We start from the raw sequence: 22,284 nt of genomic DNA, 5'->3' as shown, positions 1-22,284 counted from the left end.
ATGCCTGTCTGAAAACCATTTGAAAACAATAGATATAAAGATCAACATCATGCATTCACGCCGCGATTTTCTCAAACTTTCCGCCTTGTTTGCCGCCGGTGCAGCCTTGCCGTTGCTGCAAGCCTGTTCCAACCGCGCCTCCGCCAACCCGGATGCGCCTTTAAACATAGGCTATCTGCCGATTCTCGATGCCACGCCGCTCTTGGTGGCACACGGCAAAGGCATGTTTGAACGAAATGGCGTGGCGGCGGTCAAGCCGGTGTTGTTCCGCTCGTGGGCCAGCTTGGTGGAGGCGTTTTTAAGCGGCCAGGTCAATCTGATCCATGTGCTCTCGCCCATGAGCGTGTGGATGCGTTACGGCAGCCAAGCGCCCGTGCGCGCGCTGATGTGGAACCACACCTGCGGCTCCGCGCTGACCGTGCGCACCGATATCCAAAGCGTGCAGGATTTGCAGGGGCAAACGGTGGCGATTCCGTTTTGGTATTCGATACACAATGTGATTGTGCAGCAGATGATACGCAAAGCAGGTTTGCAAATAGTGGAGAAAAATCCTCAGGCAGGGCAGGTGAGGCTGACCGTGATGCCGCCTTCCGATATGGTGCCGGGCTTGGCCTCTAAGCAGATTGCAGGCTTTATTGTGGCCGAACCGTTTAACGCTTTGGCCGAAGCCAAAGGGGTGGGCAAAGTTTTACGCTTTTCCGGTGATATTTGGAAAGACCACGCCTGCTGCCTGAGTATGATGCACGACCACGATATCGAAAACCGCCCCGAATGGGTGCAAAAGGTCGTTAACGCGCTGGTGCAAGCGGCCGCGTGGGCGAAAACGCACCGGGAAGAAACCGCCGAATTACTGGCCAAGCAAGGCATTCAGAAATACACCCCGCATGATGTGAAAGTGTTGCGTAATGTATTGCAGCCCGAGCCGGTGGTTTGGGGCAAATACGAGCGCGACGGTGCCGTCCGCCATACCGGCTGGCAGCAGCAACGCATTGATTTCCAACCTTATCCGTTCCAATCATACAGCGAAATGCTGGTGAAGCTTTTGCAGGAAACCCATTTGGCGGGTGTAAACCGGTTTCTGCAAGAATTGAATCCGGCCGAAGCGGCGAAAGAATTGTTTGACACGCGCTTTGTAGAGCAGGCTTTAAAGCAGTCTCAAATGATGCAGGCTTTCGGTTTGCAGGATTTAAACAGGAAAGAAATATTTGAGATTTGAATGCCTGTCTGAAAAATACGGATATGCAGGATAACGCACATTAAAGGAAGGTCATGAAACTAAACAATTATCTGCTCGGCGGGCTGGGTTTGCTGATTTTGGTTGCCGTATGGCAGGCAGGGGCAATGCTGCTGGCACAGAATATGTCGCTGGCCAATCTGCTCGCCCCTGCACCTGCTTTGGGCAATTTGGGCACATTGTTGTCGGAAGGCCAGCTGTGGCCGCATATTTGGGCGAGTTTGCAGCGGGTGTTTGTGGGTTTGTTTTTTGCTTTGCTGATTGGTGTGCCGGTTGGGTTTATGCTCGGTTTGTCGCCTAAAGCGGAGCAGACGAGCAGCCCGGCTTTTCAGTTTTTGCGTATGATTTCGCCGCTTTCGTGGATGCCTGTGGTGGTGATGCTGTTCGGTATAGGCGATGCGCCGATTTATTTCCTGATCGCATTTGCCGCAGTGTGGCCGATTATTCTGAACACAGCGGCCGGTGTAAAAAATATCAACAAGCAATGGTTGGAGCTCGGGCGCTCGCTCTCGGCCACTAAAGGCGAGATGCTGTTTAAAATCATGCTGCCTGCGGTAACCGGAGATATTCTCAACGGCCTGCGCTTGGCAATCGGCATCGTGTGGGTGGTGTTGGTGCCTTGCGAAATGTTGGGCGTGAACGAAGGTTTGGGTTATTTTATTTTGGATACACGCGATAGGCTGGCCTATTCGGAATTGATGGCAGCCATTGTGTTGATCGGCTTAATCGGCTGGGCGCTCGACGGTGGCGCGCGCAAACTCGGGAGCTGGTGGAAACGCGGTTGATAGAAGATTTGACTAATGCCTGTCTGAAAAGCTTGAGCTTTCAAGAAGCTTTTCAGACAGGCATTTTATTTTGCCGGATTCTTTATGCTACGGTTTGATGCATTCTTCATCATCTGCCGGATCATGGTGCACAATCACATCCGCCGCGCCATCAAACAAAGCTTTCACTTTATCCGCCGCCCGCAAGCCGATATCGTGTGCTTCTTTTAGCGTGATGTTGCCGTCTAAATCCAAATGCATGTCCACAAATTTTCTGCCGCCGGCTTCGCGGGTGCGCAAATCGTGCACACCTTCCACGCCTTCCACCGATAATGCTGCGGCGCGGATTTGTTCGACAATTTCGGCCGACAAGGCTTTATCCATCAGCACATTAAAAGCATCTGCCGCAATGCTCCACGCGCTTTTCATCACCCAAGCGGCAATGATCAAACCCACCGCCACGTCCACCCAAAGCCAGCCGAATGTTGCCAAAATCAAAGCCAGAATCGCCGCGCCGTTGGTCAGCAAATCGGTAACATAGTGCAAATGGTCTGCCTCAACCGCACCGGATTGCACCTGCTGCAACACTTTTTTCTGGAAATTCACCAAAGCCAAGGTGCAGATAATGGAAACAACCATCACGGCAATCCCCCAGCCGGTATGCTCCAGAGGCTGTGGCGTAACCATACGGTCGATTGCATTCAAAATTAAAAACACGGAAGAGCCGCCGATAAAAGCCGCCTGCACCATAGCAGACAAACCTTCCGCTTTGCCATGGCCGAACTGGTGGTCTTCATCGGCAGGCTTGAGCGAGAAACGCACGGCAATCAGATTGATAATGCTGGCCGCCGAATCGGTTAACGAATCGACCATGCTGGCCAACACGCTTACCGAACCGTCGGCAATCCAAGCAGCCGCCTTGATTATCACGAGGAAAAGGGCGGTGCATACAGAGGCTGTGGTTGCGCGTTTGAGCAATAATTCGCGCTTGGCAGAGGTTGTGTTCATGATGCCTGTCTGAAAAATTATGATTATACCGACAGTATAGCAGCCAATTAAACAAGCAGCGCAAAAAGAACAAAGCCCTTGAATAATCAAGGGCTTTGTTTGAATAACTGGCGGAGGCGGTGAGATTCGAACTCACGGAGGGCTATCAACCCTCGACGGTTTTCAAGACCGTTGCATTAAACCGCTCTGCCACACCTCCGGTTTGTAAAACTTTAATCAAGATTGGCGGAAGCGGTGAGATTCGAACTCACGGAGGGCTATCAACCCTCGACGGTTTTCAAGACCGTTGCATTAAACCGCTCTGCCACGCTTCCGTTTCTTGAAAGCGTGGATATTAGCGGAAAACCGACGCTTTGCCAAGCTTTTTTAATGGATGTAAAAGTAGCTTTTTGTTTTTATTTGGATTGTTCGTTGCACAAAAATACCCATTCGTTTTCGTTTGAAGCGGCAGGATTGAATGCATAGCCTTCGTAATCGAAATTTTTCAAACCTTCCGGTTCGGTAATGCTGTGTTCTGCGGCATAACGCACCATCAGCCCGCGCGCACGTTTGGCATAAAAGCTGATGACTTTGTATTGCCCGTTTTTTTCATCTTTAAACACAGGTGTAATCACGCGTGCATTGAGTTTGCGAGTATTGACGGCTTTGAAATATTCTTGCGAAGCCAGATTGATCAAAATATCGGTATCCGCTTGTTTTAAAGTTTGATTCAGCAAATCGGTAATATGGTCGCTCCAGAATTCATAAAGGTTTTTGCCGCGCGAATTGGCAAACGGTGTGCCCATTTCCAAGCGGTAAGGCTGCATCAGATCAAGCGGGCGGAGCAGGCCGTAGAGGCCGGAAAGCAGGCGTACATGGTTTTGCAGGTAGTCTATTTCTTTGGGCGCAAGGCTTGGCGCATCAATGCCTTCATACACATCACCGTTAAACATAAAAACCGCCTGCTTGGCATTTTCCGGGGTGAAAGGCGTGTGCCATGCGGCATTGCGTTCGGCATTGAGCAGGGCGATTTTATCGGAAACATGCATCAATTCGGCAATCTCCTGCGGCGCAAGTGTTTTCACTTCTTTCATCAACTCCTCGGCTTGATTCAGCAATTCGGGTTGGGTGAAATGCTTTGTGGGCGCAGGATCTTTTTCATTCAGGTTTTTAGCGGGAGACAATACGAAAAACATGATGTTGCTTTCTTTCAAAGGTAAGATGGGTGAACTTTAGAGGGTGTTGTGTGGTTTGGCAAGGTTGGCAAATATTGTTTTATTTTATCGGGCGGATTAACGGCGCAGATTTAAGGTAAAATATTACCGTTTATCCGCCTATGGCTGTGAAACTTACAATGGAGTATCAGGTTTCCGGCGATATTTGTTTGATTGTTTATGCTGTAACCCGCAATGGCACACCTGATTATCTTTAACAAACCCTTCGGCGTTATTTGCCAATTCAGCCCTCATGAAAAACATCAATCGCTAAAAGATTATATTGATGCAAAAGGCTTTTATCCGGCAGGAAGGCTGGATACTGATAGCGAAGGCTTGCTTTTGCTGACCGACGACGGGCGTTTGCAGGCCCGGATTGCCGAGCCTAAATTCAAGCTGGAAAAAGCATATTGGGCACAAGTGGAAGGCGAGCCGGATGAAGCAAAGCTTGATATTTTACGTAAAGGCGTGGATTTGGGCGATTTTGTGGCCAAACCCGCCAAAGTGCGCGTGATGAGTGTTGAAGAAACGGCGCTGCTTTGGCCGAGAAACCCGCCGATAAGGGTGCGCAAGACAGTGCCTGATTTTTGGTTGGAAGTGAAAATCAGCGAAGGAAAAAACAGGCAAGTGCGCAGGATGACGGCGAAAGCAGGTTATCCGTGTCTGCGCTTGGTGCGCGTGGCAGTGGGCAGGATTAACTTGTTTGATGAAAATCTTGATTTAGGTGCTTGGAAGTTTTCAGACAGGCTGCCATAATCGCCTGCGGCTTTATTTCAGTTGTTTAATTATTTAAGGAATATTCAAATGCGGCCTTTGCGAGCAGAAATTTATCTAAACCGCTTGCGTGATAATTATCGGACTTTAAAACAAATCCATGGCGGCAAACTTTTGGCGGTTTTAAAAGCGGATGCCTATGGGCATGGCGCGGTGCGGTGTGCTTTGGCGCTGGAAGACTTGGCCGACGGTTTTGCCGTGGCATGTATCGAAGAAGCTTTGGAATTGCGTGAAGCCGGTGTGGGCAAGCCGATTGTGCTTTTAGAAGGCGTATTTGACGCGGCTGAATATGATTTGGTTGACAAACACGGTTTATGGCCGGTTGTGGGCAGCCAATGGCAGCTCGAGGCTTTGTTGAATCATGATTGGAAAGAGCCGGTGAAAGTTTGGCTGAAAATGGACTCGGGCATGCACCGTGCCGGATTTTTCCCGCATAATTATGCACCTGCTTATCATACCTTGAAGCAAAGCCCGAAGGTGTTGGATATTGTGAAATTCAGCCATTTTGCCTGCGCCGACGACGCAGACAGCGGCATGACGGATATACAAATCGAAACTTTTGACGCGGCCTGCCACGGTTTGAGCGGTGAAGAAAGTTTGACCAATTCCGCCGCGATGCTGGCTTATCCCACAGCAAGACGGGATTGGGGGCGCGCAGGGCTTGCTTTGTACGGCGTGGATCCGTTTTTGGAGCATGATTCGCGTATTAAGCCGGTCATGCGTTTATCGACCAAAGTGTTTGACGAACGGGTTTTACAGCCGCACGAACCGGTGGGTTACGGCGCTATTTTCTACACCAAACGCTCAACCCGCGTCGGCCTGATCGCCTGCGGCTATGCCGACGGCTACCCGAGAAGGGCGTCAACCGGCAGCCCTGTTGCGGTAAACGGCGTGCGCAGCCGGATAATCGGCTGCGTGTCGATGGATATGATTACCGTTGATTTGAATGGTACGGACGGTGCCATCGGCAGCGAAGTGGAGCTGTGGGGCGACAAGATAGATGTCAACGAAGTGGCGCAGAGCGCGGGCACGATTGCTTACGAGCTTTTGTGTAACGTGAAGCGCGCTAAGTTTGTTTATATTGATTGATTATTTTATGAACCATGCCTGTCTGAAAAACTTTCAGACAGGCATGGTTTATTGTTGGATGCCGTTTTGCTTGTTTTCCAAAATTTCCCAGCGCTCGAGCTTTTCCAATAGCAGCATTTCGATTTCTTCCGAACGGGTTTGTAGCTTGGCGGCTTGTTCGTAATCTTTGAAGATTTCCGGATTGGAAAGCTGCCCGGTTAAATCAGCTTGTTCGGCTTCGAGCGCGGCGATTTCGTCGGGAAGGGCGTCGAGTTCGCGTTGCTCTTTATAAGAAAGTTTGACCGTGCGGTTTTGTTTGGAGCGGGTGTTTTTCTCAGGCTCGGCAACAGTCGCCGCTTTGGCCGGCGCAGCTTGAATAGCCTCTTCGCGTGCTTTGGCGTCGAGATAATCCTGATAACCGCCGATGTATTCTTTCAGGCGGCCTTCGCCTTCGAAAACAATGCTTTGTGTGATGACATTATCGAGAAACATCCGGTCGTGGCTCACTAGAAACACGGTGCCTTGATAATCCCGCAGCAATTCTTCCAGCAATTCCTGTGTGTCGATATCCAAATCGTTAGTCGGCTCGTCAAGCACCAGAATATTGGCGGGTTTGGTAAACAGCTTGGCGAGCAACAGGCGGTTGCGTTCACCGCCGGAAAGTGAAGAAACCGGGCTTTGGGCGCGTGCAGGGTGGAAAAGAAAATCTTCCAAATAGCTCATCACATGTCGTTTTTTACCGCCGATTTCCACATAATCATTGCCTTGCCCAAGCGTGTAAAACACGGTGTCGTTTTCGTTGAGCGCGCTTCTGAATTGATCGAAATAAGCCACTTCCTGTTTACTGCCTAGGCGGATTTTGCCGTAGGTTGGCTGCAATTCGCCTAAAATCAGCTTGAGGAAGGTGGTTTTGCCGATGCCGTTCGAGCCGATTAAGCCGATTTTGTCGCCGCGCTGAATCACGGTGGAAAACGGGTTCATAATCACTTTATCGCCGTAGCTGAAGCCCGCATGCTCCAATTCTGCAATAATTTTGCCGCTTTTTTCGCCGCTGCTGAGTTTGAAATTAACCTGGCCTTGCCGCTCGCGGCGCTCGGCACGCTGGCGGCGCAATTCTTCCAAACGGCGTACGCGGCCTTCGTTGCGGGTGCGGCGCGCTTCGATGCCTTTGCGTATCCACGCTTCTTCTTGCGCATGGAATTTATCAAATAAGCGGTTGTGCTCGGCTTCCACCGCCAATTCTTGCGCTTTTTTCTCGCTGTATTTGGAGAAAGAGCCGGGATATGAGCGCAATATGCCACGATCCAGCTCGACGATGCGGTTGGCGATATTATCGAGAAAGCGCCGGTCGTGCGTGATCACGATGATACTGCCGCTAAACTGCTGAAGCAGGTTTTCCAGCCAGATAATCGCATCTATATCAAGATGGTTGGTGGGTTCGTCCAGAAGCAGAATGTCCGGCTTTTGCACCCATGCCTGCGCCAGCGCAACGCGCTTTTTTTGGCCGCCGGAAAGGTTGGCTATGGTTTCGTTTTCAGGCAGGCCTAATTCGCTGATGGTTTGTTTGATGGCGGCATCAAACTGCCAGCCGTTAAGCGTTTCCAATTCGGTTTGCAGGGTGTTTAGCTCTTTGAGCAAGGCTTCGGATTGCTCGTTTTCCAAACGCAGGCTGACTTGGTGGTAGCGGCGCAATAAGTCGCGCAGATTGCCCAAGCCTTCGGCAACCACATCAAACACGGTGGCCGACTCATCGAAAAAACTTTCCTGTGGCACATACACGGTTTTCAGGCCGTTTTGTACAATCAGCTGCCCGTCATCGGGCTTTTGCACGCCGGCCAGAATTTTCAGCAATGAAGACTTGCCTGCACCGTTGCGCCCGATAAGGCCGACTTTTTCTCCGGTATCGAGCTGGAAAGAGGCGTTGGCCAGCAGCGCAACATGGCCGACGGCGAAAGAGCAGTTTTCTAATTGCAGAATATTCATGATGTTTGACAGCGAATAAAACAAAAGCGGCTATTTTAAGTGAAAGTACCCGCTTGGAACAGTATGACGGGTAAACGATTTTTCAGGCAGGCATAAAAAAATCAGGTTTTTTGCCCATCAAAAAACCTGATTGCTTGTTGCCTTTGCGGCTGTAAGACCCTTTGCCTTTTTTCGGCTTGTGGATTTTGGGCTGGAATAAATTGGATTTAACCAGCGCTTTTAAGGCATTGTCTTTGATTTTACCTTTGTTGATTTCTGTTTTCCTAGGCATGAATATTCCTTTTTAGTTTTATGGTAAATGCCTGTCTGAATCCTCTTTTTCAGACAGGCATTTGAATATTATAGCCTAAATTTTTCAGACAGGCATTGCGAGGTTATCCGCGCTCCACCGCCAAAGCCAATCCCATGCCGCCGCCCACGCACAAAGTGGCGATACCTTTGCGTTTGCCGCTGCGCTGCATTTCGTGCAGCAGGGTTACTAGAATACGGCAGCCTGAAGCGCCGATGGGGTGGCCGAGCGCAATGGCACCGCCGTTGACATTGGTTTTTTCCGGCGGCAAACCCAATTGCTGCATCACGCCCAAAGACTGCACGGCAAAGGCTTCGTTGGCTTCAAATAAATCTACGTCTTCGATACGCCAGCCGGCTTTGTTCAGCGTGTGTCTAACCGCATCAACCGGGCCTAATCCCATTATTTCCGGTTCGATACCGGTAGCGGCATAACCACGGATGGTCGCGAGTGGTTTCAGGTCGAGTTCGGCGGCTTTTTCGGCACTCATGACCATCACGGCGGCTGCGCCGTCGTTGATACCGGAAGCGTTGCCTGCGGTTACCGTTCCGTCTTTTTTGAACGCGGGGCGCAAAGCGGCGAGTTTTTCGGCGCTGCTGCCGGCTTTAATGTATTCGTCGCGCTCAAAGCTGATCGGGTCGCCTTTGCGTTGGACAATGGATACGGGCACGATTTCTTCATCAAATTTGCCGGCTGCTTGTGCGGCTGCGGCTTTTTGCTGCGATTTCAGGGCAAATGCGTCTTGCTCTTGGCGGCCGATATTGAGGCGCTCGGCAATGTTTTCCGCGGTAATGCCCATGTGGTAGCGGCTGTAAATGTCGGTGAGGCCGTCGAACACCATGCTGTCGGTCAATTCACCGTTGCCCATTTTTATGCCGCCGCGCATGTGAATGAAATGCGGGCTTTGCGACATGGATTCCTGCCCGCCGGCAATCACGATTTCGGCGTCGCCGCAGGCAACCGCTTGCGCAGCCATCTGCACCGCTTTCAGCCCAGAACCGCACACCACGTTTACCGTGGTAGCGGGTGTTTTTGCAGGTAAACCGGCCGATATGGCGGCTTGGCGGGCGGGGTTTTGACCAATGCCGGTTGTCAGCACGTTGCCCATAATCACTTCGTTCACGGCTTCGAGGGCAACACCAGTTTGATCCAGCAAGGCTTTGATGACCACCGCGCCCAAATCGGGGGCGCGTACGCCGGCAAGGCTGCCCGAAAAGCTGCCGATCGGTGTTCGCTTTGCGGCAACGATGACGATTTCTTTGCTCATAAATACAACCTTTCAAACTATGCCTGTCTGAAAAATCAAGCGGTTTTCAGACAGGCATATTGTTATTGCCCAATGGTTACGCCGGTGGCAGCCTGCAACGCTTTAAAGCTCACGCCGTCGGCCAGCTCCACCAGTTTTAATTTACCTTCAACTACGTCCAACACGCCCAGATCGGTAATGATGCGGTGCACCACTTGTTTGCCGGTTAGCGGCAGATCACACTGCGGTTTGATTTTGAATGCGCCTCCTTTGGCGGTGTGCTCCATCAACACTATCACGCGCTGCACGCCGGCCACCAAATCCATGGCGCCGCCCATGCCTTTAACCATTTTGCCCGGAATCATCCAGTTGGCCAGATCGCCTTGCTCGGATACTTCCATCGCGCCGAGAATCGCCAGATTGATTTTGCCGCCGCGTATCATGGCGAAAGATTGGGAGCTGGGGAAAAAGCTGGCGCCGGGTTGTGCGGTAACGGTTTGTTTGCCTGCGTTGATCAGGTCGGGGTCGATTTCTTCTTCGGTGGGGAAAGCGCCTATGCCCAAGAGGCCGTTTTCTGATTGCAACATCACGTCCATGCCTGCGGGAATGTAGTTGGCAACCAATGTGGGCAGGCCGATGCCGAGGTTGACGTAGAATCCGTCTTGCAGCTCTTTGGCGGCGCGTTGCGCCATTTGTTCCCGTGTCCAAGCCATGCTTATATCTCCCTTGTGGTGCGTTGTTCAATGCGTTTTTCTGGATTTTTGTTAACGATGATCCGATGTACATAAATGCCGGGCAAGTGGATGCAGTCGGGATCCAGCCCGCCGACTTCCACAATTTCTTCCACTTCCGCCACAGTGATTTTTCCGGCAGAGGCAACATCAGGGTTGAAATTGCGCGCGGTTTTGCGGAAAACAAGATTGCCTGTTTTATCGGCTTTCCAGGCTTTTACCAGAGAAACATCGGCTGTGAGCGAGCGCTCCATCACATATTCCAGCCCGTCGAATTCGCGTGTTTCTTTACCTTCGGCCACTTGCGTGCCCACACCTGTGCGTGTAAAAAAAGCAGGAATGCCTGCACCGCCTGCACGCAGTTTTTCTGCCAAAGTGCCTTGCGGGGTAAGCTCCACTTCCAGTTCTCCCGATAAAAATTGCCGCTCGAATTCTTTGTTTTCACCCACATAGGAAGCAATCATTTTTTTGATTTGGTGGCTTTCCAATAAAAGTCCGAGGCCGAAGCCGTCAACGCCTGCGTTGTTGCTGATGCAGGTAAGGCCGCTCACGCCGCTGTCGCGCAGGGCGGCAATCAGCGCTTCCGGAATGCCGCACAGGCCGAAACCGCCCACGGCAATGGTTTGGCCGTTTGCTACGATGTCGTTTAGCGCTGTGGGCGCATCAGGGTAAAGTTTGTTCATTTTTTCTCCTTATGGTTATTTCATAGACCAACCGTGGCTGGCAATAAAAGACTGCCCGGTAAATACATTGTTGGGGAAGGCTGCCAAAAACAATGCAAGCTGTGTGATGTCTTCCGTGGTAGTAAACTCACCATCAACCGTATTGCCCAGCATAATGTTTTTAACCACTTCTTCTTCACTGATGTTTTTTTCCCGTGCTTGTAAGGGAATTTGCTGCTCAACCAGCGGTGTTCTCACAAACCCCGGGCAGATAACATGCGAGCGCACATTATGCTCCGCGCCTTCTTTCGCCAATACGCGGTTTAGCCCCAGCAAGCCGTGTTTGGCAGTGACATAAGGTGCTTTCAGCGGCGAGGCTTCATGGGAGTGGACGGAGCCCATATAAATGACCGTTCCGCCCCGCTTATCTGCGTACATATATTTCAGGGCCGCACGAGTGGTGAGGAATGCGCCGTCGAGATGGATAGCGAGCATTTTTTTCCATTCTGCAAACGACAATTTATCAATCGGGTTGATAATCTGTATGCCGGCATTTGACACCAATACGTCTATTCTGCCGAATGCCTGCACTACTTTGGCCGTGCCGGCGTTGACTTGGTTTTCATCGCTCACATCCATACCCACGGCGATTGCCCGCCCGCCTTTAGAGGCGATGTGTTCTGCTACTGCTTCAGCCTGCTCGAGGTTTAAATCAGCCACACCGACATTGGCTCCTGCACGACCGAATTCTACGGACATATCACGTCCGATACCGCTGGCCGCACCGGTAATCAATACGGTTTTGCCTTGTAAATCATATTGGGGAAGGGTAGACATCTATTACTCCGATTGTTGCTGTGCAATGAGACTTAATCTTACCACCTGAAATCATCTGTCATGCTCAAGTTTATGAAGCTTATCGCGGCGCCTATTTTGTTTGCAGATACAGACAGGCATACGCTTATTCTGCGTCCGGTTGGTTTTCCGGTGCAGCTGCCTGAAATTCCGGCAAAGACTCACATTCGCCGACAATGCGCATAATGGTCGGATAAGCAGATAAATCAACGTTGAAACGGCGTGCATTGTAAACCTGGGGAATCAGGCAGCAATCGGCTAAAGTGGGCGTGTTACCGTGGCAGAAACGGCCGGTTTGCGCCGATTGCAGCATACTTTCCAAAGCGGTAAAGCTTTCTTGAATCCAATGGCTGTACCATTCTGTTTTAGCGGCTTCGCTTGCACCCAATTGGTTTTGCAAGTATTGCAGCACCCTCAAATTGTTTAAAGGATGGGTGTCACAGGCAATCAGCTGGGAGAGGGCGCGTACGCGGGCGCGTTCGGCAGGTGCAGCGGGGAGCAGTGGGTGCTCGGGATGGGTTTCGTCCAGATATTCGATGATGGCCAGCGATTGGGTAAATATTTGCCCCTTATCTTCCAAAGAGGGAACCAGTTTTTGCGGGTTTAACTTTGCATATTCCGGTAATTTCTGCTCACCGCCTTGCTTAACCAAATGAACGAATGCGGTATCGTAAGCCAGTTTTTTCAGATTCAGGGCGATGCGCACACGGTAGGCGGCAGAGCTTCGATAGTAAGAATAGAGTTTCATAAACGAATCCTTCGGCACGGTTTTCAGACAGGCCTGTCTGAAAACCGTGTGTACAAATTATGCGGGTTCTTTTTCGGCTTTACTCAGCGTTAATCCCGTAAATCCGAACACCAGCGTCAACGCCAAACTCAGATAACAAAAGAAAGCATAAGGTAAATAATCAATCACTTGCACACCCAGCACATTGCTGATAAACACGCCGCACACGCTCCAGGGTACCAATGGGTTGATAACCGTACCTGCGTCTTCTACGGTGCGCGAGATATTGCGCGGGTGCAGGCCAAGCCTTTCATAAACCGGTTTGAAAGTGTTGCCGGCCAAGAGCAGGCTCAAGTATTGTTCGCCGATTAACACGTTGATGCCTAACGCCGTAGCGGCTACGGTAAAGGTGGCGCGTCCGGCATTGGTCAGCACATGGCCGACTCCGGCCAAAAGTGCCGGCAAAACGCCTAAAGTGTTCAGCAGTCCGCCCAAGCTTAAAGCCAGAATCACGATGGTTTGGGTGAAAAACATGCTGTTGATGCCGCCGCGCGAAATCAGCTTGCCCACTTCGCCCAAATCTACACCTTCGTTGGGCTTGTAGCCTGTGAAAAAGTAGCCGCCCAGCTGAGAAATTGTGGGGCTGCTGTGGATAAACGTGATAAGCAAGGCGGTTAAAATCGTGGCGATAATGGTGTAAATGGCGTTTACTTTTTTGACAGCCAAAACCAGCAACACAAAAAAAGGAAGCAAAGTATAACCGTGCACCAAACCGCTGGCTTCCAATTGCGTTCTGAAAGCCTGCACGCCGGCCAGATCGGCAGAATTGAGATTACCCGACAAAATCCAAAATATAACCGCGGTAATCGCAAAAGCGGGCAGAGTGGTATACATCATGTTTCGGATATGCTCGAACAAATCAATGCCCACTATTGATGCGGCAATGCTGGTGGTGTCGGAAAGCGGCGACATTTTGTCTCCGAAAAAAGCACCAGATACGACCGCTCCGGCAACAATCGCCGGATTTGCGGCAAACGCGCTGCCCATGCCGATGAAGGCCACGCCCAAAGTGGCGCAAGTGGTGAGGCTGCTGCCGATGGCCATACCGATAACGGCCGTCAGCAGGAAAGCGGAAAGATAAAATATTTTTGGCGAAATCAGCTCGAAGCCGTAATCAATCAAGGTGGGAATCGACCCGGCCATCATCAGCGCAGAAACCAACAGGCCGATAAAGAAAAACAGATAAATCGCGCCGATTCCGGATACCACACCCGAAGCCATGCCGCTTTGCATGTTTTTAAACGATATTTTTTTATATTTGCCGAATACCATCAAACCGCACAATACGAAAATTACCGATAAATGCGGCACCCATTCAAAACCGATCATGGTTGTGCCCATCACGGCGACCACCATCACGGCAATCAATAAAGCCTCCCGCGGCCTCATTCTCAATAATGCTTTATCCATGTGCTCCTCCTCTTTTTTCATTTTGTGGTCTTAATGCGCCAAAGTATTGATTTGATACGCATCGTTTCTTATTGCAGCACTTGTTAATAAATCTATATTGGATGCAATGCCTGTCTGAAAATGATGCCGTGTGCTTTCAGACAGGCATGGGGTTAAGGTCAGTATTTCGTGTTTACCTTATTGATGATGGTGCCGAAAATATTGTTGCCGTCTTTATCCAGCATTTCGATTTCCACCACATCGCCGTGCTGCATAAACGGCGTTTTCGGTACGCCGGTTTCAATGGTTTCATACATGCGCAGCTCCGCCAAACAGCAATAACCTACACCGCCGTTTTCCACCGAAGAGCCGTAAAGATCGTCTTGCTTATTGGAAACCGTGCCCGAGCCGACAATCGAACCGGCGGCTGCGTTGCGGGTTTTAGTCACATGCGACAAAAGGCGGCCGAAGTCGAAAGTCATATCATCGCCGGCATTGGGGAAACCAAACGCCTTGCCATTGAGCGTTACACGCAAAGGCAGGTGCACTTTATTGTCTTTCCACGCTTCGCCCAACTCATCAGGCGTAACGGCCACGGGGCTGAACGCGCTGGCGGGCTTGCTTTGGAAAAAGCCGAAACCTTTGGCGAGCTCGGCAGGAATCAGATTGCGCAGTGACACATCGTTAACCAACATTACCAAGCGGATGGCTTTGGCTGCTTCTTCATTTGTTGCGCCTTGTTGCAAGTCTCCGCTCACCACCACCACTTCCGCTTCAAAATCAATGCCCCATTCCGGCTGAGCCAAAATCTCATCACGCGGGCCGATAAAGCTGTCCGAGCCGCCCTGATACATCAAAGGATCATCGTAGAATGACTCGGGCACTTCGGAATTGCGTGCTTTGCGCACCAATTCCACATGGTTGAGATAAGCCGATCCGTCTGCCCATTGGTAGGCGCGCGGCAGAGGGGAATGGCAGTTTTCAGGGTCGAATGCTTCGCCTTTTTCAGGGTTGGCATTCAAGTCGTCATACACGGCTTTCAGACGGCCTTCCGCTTGCGCCCAATCGTCTAAAGCAGCTTGCAGGGTTTGGATTTCCGGCAATACATAACGGCTCAAATCACGGCTTACCACCGCCAAACGACCGTCACGGCCACCTTGTTTCAATGTTGCTAATTTCATATTTTTTCCTTCTTAGTATTTTCAGGCTCTATCTCGAAATACGGTTTTCTTTTTCATCATTAAGTACGGCTGAATAACGTGATAATCGATTAAACTTCCGGCGGTTCCGTACCGTCGTGAATCCAGCGGGCATGCTGCGGAGCACGTTTTGTTTCCGCCCACTCGTTAAGCATATCCCATTTCACATTATCCAAAGCCCGGTTCATTTTTTCAGTCGCAATGTCGCATGCCAGCTCAATGCGGTGGCCGCTCGGGTCAAAGAAATAAATAGATTTGAACAAAGTATGGTTTACAGGCCCGAGCACATCGACACCTTCTGAAATCAGCTTATCTTTGGTTGCCAGTAGTTTTTCCATGCTTTCCACTTTGAAAGCAATATGCTGTGTCCACACCGGCGTATTGGGATCGCGCCCCATTTCAGGTTTGGTCGGCAATTCGAAAAACGCCAGAATATTACCGCCGCCGGCATCCAAAAAAATATGCATATACGGATCAGGTTCGCCGGTAGATGGCACTTTGTCTTCCGCAATCGCCAACACAAAGTCCATATCCAAGTGTTTTTGATACCATTCAACGGTTTCTTTCGCGTCTTTGCAGCGGTAAGCGGCGTGGTGTACGCCTTGAGTAATAGCCATGATATTTCTCCTTCATGATGTAATGGGAAATTATGCTTTGGCAATGCCGAGCATTTTCTGTAAAAAGAGGAAAGCAATAATCACTACAGACGGCACGGCAACGAAATAAAACAGTTGCTGCGGGCTCAAATTACCTGCATGTACCAGCCAGCCTCCTAAAACCGGACCGATAACAGAACCAATACGGCCGACACCTAAACTCCAACCCACTCCGGTAGTGCGGTACTCGGTAGGATAGTAATTGGCTGCCATTGCATTAATTGCAGGCTGACCGCCGATTACGGTGAATCCGATTACGAACACAACTGCAAAAAACATTCCGATAGATCCAACGGTGCTGCCCAAAGCCGCTATCGATACGGCCGACACAGCAAAACACGGTATCAGCACTTTGTAGAAACCCTGTCTGTCGATGATGCGCCCCATCAGCACAGTACCAATCGTGCCTCCCAATTGGAGTGTTGCGCCAACCAACACCGCAGTTTCCAGCGACATGCCGGTTTGCTTGGCTAAGGTGGGCATCCAGCTTGATAAAAAGTAGAGTGCAATCATGTTCATCAGGCTGATAACCCAAATTGTCAGTGTAAACGTGTGACGGCCGTATTCAAACAAAGCCTTAACCGGCATGCTGCCTTGAGCTTTGGCAGTCTGAACACTATCCGGCAGAGGCTGATCCGGATAAAACTCTCCCAAGACGCGACGTACCCTCGGATCTTGCGGATTGCGAAGCGCCAAATATTGCAGAGATTCGGGCATGTATTTGATCATCACGCCGAGTAATAAAAAAGGCAGCACACCACCAACTAAAAATACAGATTCCCAGCCGAAGCGCGGAATCAGGAAAGCTGCCAGAAAACCGCCTAACATCGCGCCTATGGTAAATCCGCAAGAAATCATCATCATGACTGAAATTCGCTGGTGTTTGGGCGTAATCTCGCCGCACAAAGCCATTGCATTTGGCATAATCGCACCCAGACCCAAGCCTGTGATAAACCGGAGCGCGACAAGCTGGGTAACGTTTTCAACAAAAGCCGTGGCAGTCATGCACAGAGCAAAAAACAATGTACTCCACAACAGAATCGGACGACGGCCGAATTTGTCGGAAAAATAGCTGAATACCAACGAACCGATTAACAAACCGAATAATCCTGAACCGAATACTGCCCCCAATTCAGATTTCTCAATCTGCCAATCCTGCAAAATGGCCGGTGCAGCATAGCTTACCGACTGAACATCAAATCCGTCTAATACCATCAAAATTCCGCAAATTACCAAAATCCAATATTGGCGTTTGCCTAAAGGGCGATTATCAATAATCTCTGAGAGATAAGGCTGCTGGTTCAATGTATTTCTCCAATTTTTATTTTAAGAAGCAAAAGCCGTTTGATAATTAAAATTATCTATAATGGATTTATTCAAACGGCACCAAAGCCATCATCTGGCGCTAATTATTCATCAACCGCCAACGCACCGCGGCGGATCTGATCCCGCTCCAGTGATTCAAACAAAGCTTTGAAGTTGCCCTCGCCGAAACCTTCCCGATAATCGCCTTTGCGTTGGATAAACTCGAAGAACACAGGCCCCAACAAGGTTTCGGAAAAAATTTGCAGTAACAAACGCGGGTGGCCGCCTTCGGTTGTGCCGTCCAGCAGAATACCGCGCGCACGCAATTCATCCACCGGTTCGCCGTGCCCGGGCAACCGTTCGTCGAGCATTTCGTAATAAGTAGCCGGCGGTGCAGTCATTAAAGGAATGCCGGCGGCGCGCAATTGGTCTATGGTTTCCGGAAGGTTGTCGCTCAACAGGGCAATGTGCTGGATACCTTCGCCGCCAAACTGCATCAGGTATTCCTCAATCTGACCGCCGCCTTGTTTGGCTTCTTCGTTTAAAGGGATCCGGATTAAACCGTCGGGTGCCGTCATCGCACGGCTGGTAAGGCCGGTGTATTCGCCTTTGATGTCGAAATAGCGGATTTCTTTGAAATTGAAAAGCTTTTCATAAAAGCCTGCCCAATAATCCATGCGGCCGCGGTAAACATTGTGAGTGAGGTGATCGACGACTTTCAGGCCGTAACCGAAGGGATTACGGTCGACATCAGGTAAAAATTCAAAGTCGATATCGTAAATGGATTTGCCCTCTTCAAAACGGTCGATCAGATAAAGAGGTGCACCGCCGATGCCTTTGATGGCAGGCAGGCGAAGCTCCATCACGGAAGTAGGAATCTCAATCGGCTGAGCGCCCAATTCCAAAGCGCGGTTGTATGCCTGATGCGCATCACGCACTCTGAATGCCATACCGCAGGCGCTCGACCCGTGTTCGGCGGCGAAATAAGCGGCTTCGCTTTTAGGCTCCCGGTTGACAATGAAATTAATGCCGCCCTGACGATAGAGCAAAACATCCTTGGAGCGGTGTTTTGCCACTGGTGCAAAACCCATTTTTTCAAACAAAGGCTCTAAAATATTAGGCTCGGGCGAAGCGAATTCAACAAACTCAAAACCACACAAGCCCATGGGGTTGTCAAACAAATCAGCCATAATCTTCTCCTCTTGAATATAGATTTAAATAAAATTTTATTGATTAAACGGTTTGTATATCTAGCTGATTAATATTTAGAAAAGTGAGCAATTTGTATGCAATAAATCATAAAACGGCTATCATTTATCAGACAATCAGTTTTTTATTATTTATTTATTGGTTTTTCTTATGAATATTACCCTACGTCAACTTAAGGCATTTATCACCGTGGCCGATTGCGGCAGTTTTACCCGTGCAGCGGAGGCACTGCATCTTACCCAGTCTGCATTAAGCGGCTTGATTAAAGAGTTGGAAAACAATTTGGATGTTAAGCTGTTTGACCGAACCACACGGCAGTTACATTTATCGGACTATGGCAGCTATTTGCTGCCGCAGGTAAGAAGAATTATCAATGAAGTATCGGTTTTGGATATTGAATTGAAAAATCTGAAGAATTTTCATCAGGGGCAAGTGCATATCGCCGTTTCCCAGCAACTTGCCGCTTCTGCTCTGCCGGCTGTAATGGCGGCGTTTCAACGCCAATATCCTGATATTCAAACCAATCTGATTGATTGCAGCGTAGAGCAGGTATTGCAGCGTGTGGAAGACAGCGAAGCGGATTTTGGTTTGGGGCCGGAGCGCACATACGGCAGTGATATCGAATCGGAGTTGCTGTTTAAATTGCCTTTTTATTTGGTTATGAAGCCGGAGCACCGTTTGGCAGGGCAAAATGCTGTCTGCTGGGCTGATTTGGCATCGGAGCAGCTGATCACACTCAGCAGCCCGTTTACAGACAGGCTTGCAGCTACCTTGCCGCCTGAAACCGCGGAATACATCAAGCATCCACGATATCGTGTGAATTTCCTGTCCACTGCATTGGGTATGACCAAAGCAGGGTTGGGCATAACGATGTGTCTACCATATGCTGCCGACTGGGTGAAGCAGCACGGTCTGGTAATGCGCTTACTTTCCGAACCGCAGGTAGAGCGCAGTTTTTTTCTCTACCGTCGCCGTAGTCGTGCGCTTTCCCCTGCTGCAGAAACGTTAAGGGATTTTTTGCACACTTATTCGGAGCAAGCATTTTCCGGTTTGTAAAAATGCCTGTCTGAAATTATGTTTCAGACAGGCATTCAGGTTGCGATTTTTCTATATCTTTTCCGCTTGATATAACAATTGAGCCAAAGCAGACAACCTGCGGGTATCGTTGCCCATCCAACCGGCCTTCAGTCTCCTCAACCACAATACACGAAGGTAGTTTTTACGCAGAGCGGTTTGCAGATTTTCGGGCAGGCTTTGAAAGTGTCGGCACCAAATGGCAACGGCTTCGGATAGATTGCCGGTTCGCTCAAGCCAGGTGGCGGAAGATTGCAGATAGCATAAATAGTCGCGGCATTGGCATTGTATCAAAGGCATGTGCAGCAACGGGTCGTCTTCAAAATCAATAAAGCCGATACCTCCATCGCTTTGCCGGATAATGTTGCGGATGAACGCCTGGCTGAGGTATTGCCCAGCTTTATGCACACGGGCGATTGCAGCCAAACCTTCTGCAAAGGAACCGAGCTGGGTGGCAGGATTTTCTATTTCGTGCATAAACCCATTTCCCCCCAAGTTGCTGAACATAATTGCTTTCCTGTTTTGCGCGAGCAGTTTGGGCGCCGGCACGCCGGCTTGTTCCAGCTCTTGCAGGCGTCGCGCTTCTATGGCGAGCGCCGCTTCGCCACCCAAATTGGGCACCGGCTGCAAAGCACCGAGTTTGAATACCTTACTGAGCAAACCCAATGCAGCATATCGCCATTGCGGCACATGTTTGCCTGCTTTCCGCACCCAAACGGTTTCCCCGCTTGCCAGCGTGTGGCTGGCAATGGTAGCGGTTTGTTCAGACAGGCATTGCGATAGGGCGGTTTGATAGTCGGTCATGTGAAAAACGTTTGTTAATGTGTTGCCGGAAAACGGGGCATTTTATCATGAGGTTTTAAATACCGAAGGAAAGATGCAGCAGAAAAGCCAATGTGGTTACAACCAATATCACCCAAGCAGCCAAGCGGACAATGTCGTTTAGCGCCCGTTTTTGTTTTTTGCCGAACAAGCGGTTTATGATAAGCGCCGCAATGGAAATCAATAGAATAATGCGTAAGATCCGCCCGATCATGCTTGATGCCTGTCTGAAAAACTCTGATGTGAAAATGCCTGTCTGAATGCACAAAGCAGGCGAAGCCGCTATAATAAACGCTTTTCCGAAAACATGCCTGCCTTATGAACCGTGCCAACAGCGTCGGGCTGGTCAGCCCGCAGAAAATTCCGTTTGAATTACCTTTGCTTTTGCAAAGCGGTCAAACGCTACCCCGTTTTGATTTGATGATTGAAACTTACGGAACGCTCAACGAGGCCAAAAACAATGCCGTCTTGATTTGCCATGCTTTATCGGGCAACCACCATGTGGCCGGATATTATAGCGAGCAGGATAAAACACCGGGCTGGTGGGACAACATGGTCGGCCCCGGCAAGCCGATTGATACCAACCGCTTTTTTGTAGTCGGGCTCAACAATCTCGGCGGGTGCCACGGCAGCACCGGCCCTTTGAGCGAAAACCCGGAAACCGGCGAAGAATACGGCGCCGACTTTCCGGTTGTTACCGTAAAAGACTGGGTTAAAAGCCAGGCAATGTTGGCCGATTATTTAGGCATCGGGCAATGGGCGGCGATTGTCGGCGGTAGCTTGGGCGGCATGCAGGCTTTGCAGTGGACGATTGATTTTCCCGACCGCGTGCGCCACGCTTTGGTGATTGCTTCGGCCACGTGCCTGTCTGCCCAAAATATCGCATTTAACGATGTGGCGCGCCAAGCCATTATCACCGATTCGAATTTTCACAACGGCCATTACCGCCGTTACAACACCATTCCCCGCCGCGGCTTGCGCATCGCGCGCATGATGGGGCATATCACTTATTTAGCCGAAAAAGGCATGGGCAAAAAATTCGGCCGCAGTATGCGCAGCGATGGTTACCAATACGGCTACGGCGTTGAGTTTGAAATAGAGTCCTATCTGCGTTATCAAGGAGATAAATTTGCCGAGCGTTTTGACGGCAACTCTTACCTGCGCATGACCAAAGCGCTGGATTATTTTGCTCCGGCCGACGAATACGGCAACGATTTATCAGCCGCGCTCAGCCATGTAAAAGCCAAATTTTTTGTTGCCAGCTTCAGCACAGACTGGCGTTTTGCGCCGGAACGCTCACGTTCATTAGTCAAACATTTGGTCAGAGCAGGGAAAAGCGTGCAATATATAGAAGTGGAGTCGTATCACGGCCACGATGCTTTTTTGATGACCGACGAGCCGTATGTCCGCGCCATGCGCGCCTATATGAATAATGTTTATAAGGAATTACAGCCATGAATCTGCGCGACGACTTGCAATTGATTTACGATTGGATTCCTGAAAACAGCCGCGTGCTGGATTTGGGCTGCGGCAAAGGCGAATTGCTCTCAGCGCTGGTGCAAAACAAACATTGCAGCGGTTACGGCGTGGAAATCGACACCGAAGGCGTGCTCGCTTCCATGGAGCGCGGCATCAACGTGATACAGGCTGATTTGGAGCAAGGCTTGCAGGATTTCGATTCCAACAGCTTTGATATTCTGGTGTTGAGCCAAACCATCCAAGCCATGCAAAACACAGAAAACATTTTGCGCGACCTCACACGCGTGGCCAAACAGGCCATTGTTTCTTTTCCCAATTTCGGCTATTGGCGCAACCGTGTGCAGCTTGGTTTAACCGGCCATATGCCCGTATCCGAGCGTATGCCGTATCAATGGTATAACACGCCGAATATCCATTTTTGCACCATTGTCGATTTCGAACTGCTATGCGTGAAAAACGGCATCCATATTCTGGAGCGCGCCGTGATGACCAAAGGCAAACGTGTCAACACATTGCCTAATCTTCTTGGCAGTTTGGCTTTTTACCGGGTAGGTTAA

Annotated in this window: 23 protein-coding genes and 2 tRNA genes; 7 read left to right on the top strand and 18 right to left on the bottom strand. The window is 50.2% G+C overall.

The features are described from left to right. Positions 1–49 precede the first annotated feature (49 nt). Entirely contained in the window at positions 50–1,216 is a 1,167-nt protein-coding gene (locus AKG09_RS09255; RefSeq protein ID WP_054619159.1) for an ABC transporter substrate-binding protein, read from the top strand. 53 nt (positions 1,217–1,269) lie between these two features. Then, on the top strand, positions 1,270–2,019 hold the full coding sequence (locus AKG09_RS09250) for an ABC transporter permease (RefSeq protein ID WP_054619158.1): 750 nt from the start codon (positions 1,270–1,272) through the stop codon (positions 2,017–2,019). An 87-nt stretch (positions 2,020–2,106) separates the two neighbouring features. Here the strand turns inward: AKG09_RS09250 and AKG09_RS09245 are convergent, their stop codons facing one another. The 4 genes from AKG09_RS09245 to yaaA form a co-directional block, all read right to left on the bottom strand. Further along, on the bottom strand, positions 2,107–3,006 hold the full coding sequence (locus AKG09_RS09245) for a cation diffusion facilitator family transporter (protein WP_082391919.1): 900 nt from the start codon (positions 3,004–3,006) through the stop codon (positions 2,107–2,109). Positions 3,007–3,114: 108 nt separating this feature from the next. Next, a tRNA-Ser gene (locus AKG09_RS09240) sits at positions 3,115–3,205 on the bottom strand. A 24-nt stretch (positions 3,206–3,229) separates the two neighbouring features. Continuing rightward, positions 3,230–3,320: transfer RNA gene (locus tag AKG09_RS09235), tRNA-Ser, on the bottom strand. 81 nt (positions 3,321–3,401) lie between these two features. Next, a complete protein-coding gene (gene yaaA / locus AKG09_RS09230) occupies positions 3,402–4,181 on the bottom strand; it encodes a peroxide stress protein YaaA (protein WP_054619157.1) in 780 nt (259 codons plus the stop codon). A gap of 213 nt (positions 4,182–4,394) precedes the next feature. On the opposite strand from yaaA, the gene AKG09_RS09225 reads away from it, so the two are divergent. Both AKG09_RS09225 and alr read left to right on the top strand, forming a co-directional pair. Further along, complete coding sequence (locus tag AKG09_RS09225; protein ID WP_054619156.1) at positions 4,395–4,955, top strand: pseudouridine synthase; 561 nt, start codon at positions 4,395–4,397, stop codon at positions 4,953–4,955. A 48-nt stretch (positions 4,956–5,003) separates the two neighbouring features. Continuing rightward, positions 5,004–6,062, top strand: coding sequence for an alanine racemase (gene alr / locus AKG09_RS09220; RefSeq protein ID WP_054619155.1), 1,059 nt, complete (start codon positions 5,004–5,006; stop codon positions 6,060–6,062). A gap of 48 nt (positions 6,063–6,110) precedes the next feature. On the opposite strand, the gene AKG09_RS09215 is transcribed toward alr, so the two are convergent. The 12 genes from AKG09_RS09215 to hppD form a co-directional block, all read right to left on the bottom strand. Further along, positions 6,111–8,024, bottom strand: a complete 1,914-nt coding sequence (locus tag AKG09_RS09215; RefSeq protein WP_054619154.1) for an ATP-binding cassette domain-containing protein — start codon at positions 8,022–8,024, stop codon at positions 6,111–6,113. An 82-nt stretch (positions 8,025–8,106) separates the two neighbouring features. Next, on the bottom strand, positions 8,107–8,295 hold the full coding sequence (locus AKG09_RS09210; protein ID WP_054619153.1) for a ribosome alternative rescue factor ArfA: 189 nt from the start codon (positions 8,293–8,295) through the stop codon (positions 8,107–8,109). Between the two features lie 103 nt (positions 8,296–8,398). After that, positions 8,399–9,580 (bottom strand): acetyl-CoA C-acetyltransferase, encoded by a 1,182-nt coding sequence (locus AKG09_RS09205; protein WP_054619152.1) that lies wholly within the window; start codon positions 9,578–9,580, stop codon positions 8,399–8,401. 62 nt (positions 9,581–9,642) lie between these two features. Next, a complete protein-coding gene (locus tag AKG09_RS09200; protein ID WP_054619151.1) occupies positions 9,643–10,272 on the bottom strand; it encodes a CoA transferase subunit B in 630 nt (209 codons plus the stop codon). A gap of 2 nt (positions 10,273–10,274) precedes the next feature. After that, positions 10,275–10,973, bottom strand: coding sequence for a CoA transferase subunit A (locus tag AKG09_RS09195; protein WP_054619150.1), 699 nt, complete (start codon positions 10,971–10,973; stop codon positions 10,275–10,277). Positions 10,974–10,988: 15 nt separating this feature from the next. After that, positions 10,989–11,789: a 3-hydroxybutyrate dehydrogenase gene (locus AKG09_RS09190; RefSeq protein WP_054619149.1), complete on the bottom strand. Its 801-nt coding sequence runs from the start codon at positions 11,787–11,789 to the stop codon at positions 10,989–10,991. 124 nt (positions 11,790–11,913) lie between these two features. Continuing rightward, complete coding sequence (gene maiA, locus AKG09_RS09185) at positions 11,914–12,555, bottom strand: maleylacetoacetate isomerase (RefSeq protein ID WP_054619148.1); 642 nt, start codon at positions 12,553–12,555, stop codon at positions 11,914–11,916. A gap of 57 nt (positions 12,556–12,612) precedes the next feature. Further along, positions 12,613–14,004 (bottom strand): Na+/H+ antiporter NhaC, encoded by a 1,392-nt coding sequence (nhaC, locus tag AKG09_RS09180; protein ID WP_054619147.1) that lies wholly within the window; start codon positions 14,002–14,004, stop codon positions 12,613–12,615. 158 nt (positions 14,005–14,162) lie between these two features. Further along, the gene (locus tag AKG09_RS09175; protein ID WP_054619146.1) at positions 14,163–15,164 is read right to left on the bottom strand and encodes a fumarylacetoacetate hydrolase family protein; all 1,002 of its coding nucleotides are present in this window, start codon (positions 15,162–15,164) and stop codon (positions 14,163–14,165) included. An 89-nt stretch (positions 15,165–15,253) separates the two neighbouring features. Continuing rightward, positions 15,254–15,799, bottom strand: a complete 546-nt coding sequence (locus AKG09_RS09170; RefSeq protein ID WP_054619145.1) for a VOC family protein — start codon at positions 15,797–15,799, stop codon at positions 15,254–15,256. A gap of 30 nt (positions 15,800–15,829) precedes the next feature. Continuing rightward, positions 15,830–17,143 carry an MFS transporter gene (locus AKG09_RS09165; RefSeq protein WP_054619144.1) on the bottom strand — a complete coding sequence of 438 codons (1,314 nt, stop codon included), beginning with the start codon at positions 17,141–17,143 and terminating at the stop codon, positions 15,830–15,832. Between the two features lie 104 nt (positions 17,144–17,247). Further along, complete coding sequence (hppD, locus tag AKG09_RS09160; RefSeq protein ID WP_054619143.1) at positions 17,248–18,333, bottom strand: 4-hydroxyphenylpyruvate dioxygenase; 1,086 nt, start codon at positions 18,331–18,333, stop codon at positions 17,248–17,250. A 169-nt stretch (positions 18,334–18,502) separates the two neighbouring features. Between hppD and AKG09_RS09155 the strand changes: the two genes are divergently transcribed. Continuing rightward, entirely contained in the window at positions 18,503–19,408 is a 906-nt protein-coding gene (locus AKG09_RS09155; RefSeq protein ID WP_054619142.1) for a LysR family transcriptional regulator, read from the top strand. A gap of 51 nt (positions 19,409–19,459) precedes the next feature. Here the strand turns inward: AKG09_RS09155 and AKG09_RS09150 are convergent, their stop codons facing one another. Beyond that, positions 19,460–20,230 (bottom strand): hypothetical protein, encoded by a 771-nt coding sequence (locus AKG09_RS09150; RefSeq protein WP_054619141.1) that lies wholly within the window; start codon positions 20,228–20,230, stop codon positions 19,460–19,462. A gap of 55 nt (positions 20,231–20,285) precedes the next feature. Continuing rightward, a complete protein-coding gene (locus AKG09_RS11940) occupies positions 20,286–20,462 on the bottom strand; it encodes a hypothetical protein (RefSeq protein WP_156320832.1) in 177 nt (58 codons plus the stop codon). A gap of 104 nt (positions 20,463–20,566) precedes the next feature. Here AKG09_RS11940 and AKG09_RS09145 point away from each other — a divergent pair, with 104 nt between their 5' ends. Further along, positions 20,567–21,706 carry a homoserine O-acetyltransferase gene (locus AKG09_RS09145; RefSeq protein ID WP_054619140.1) on the top strand — a complete coding sequence of 380 codons (1,140 nt, stop codon included), beginning with the start codon at positions 20,567–20,569 and terminating at the stop codon, positions 21,704–21,706. After that, positions 21,703–22,284: a methionine biosynthesis protein MetW gene (gene metW, locus AKG09_RS09140; RefSeq protein WP_054619139.1), complete on the top strand. Its 582-nt coding sequence runs from the start codon at positions 21,703–21,705 to the stop codon at positions 22,282–22,284. The genes AKG09_RS09145 and metW overlap by 4 nt, the downstream gene beginning before the upstream one ends.

This window comes from Neisseria sp. 83E34 (assembly GCF_001308015.1).
Lineage (GTDB): Bacteria > Pseudomonadota > Gammaproteobacteria > Burkholderiales > Neisseriaceae > Neisseria.
This window is presented reverse-complemented; position numbering and strand designations above follow the sequence as displayed.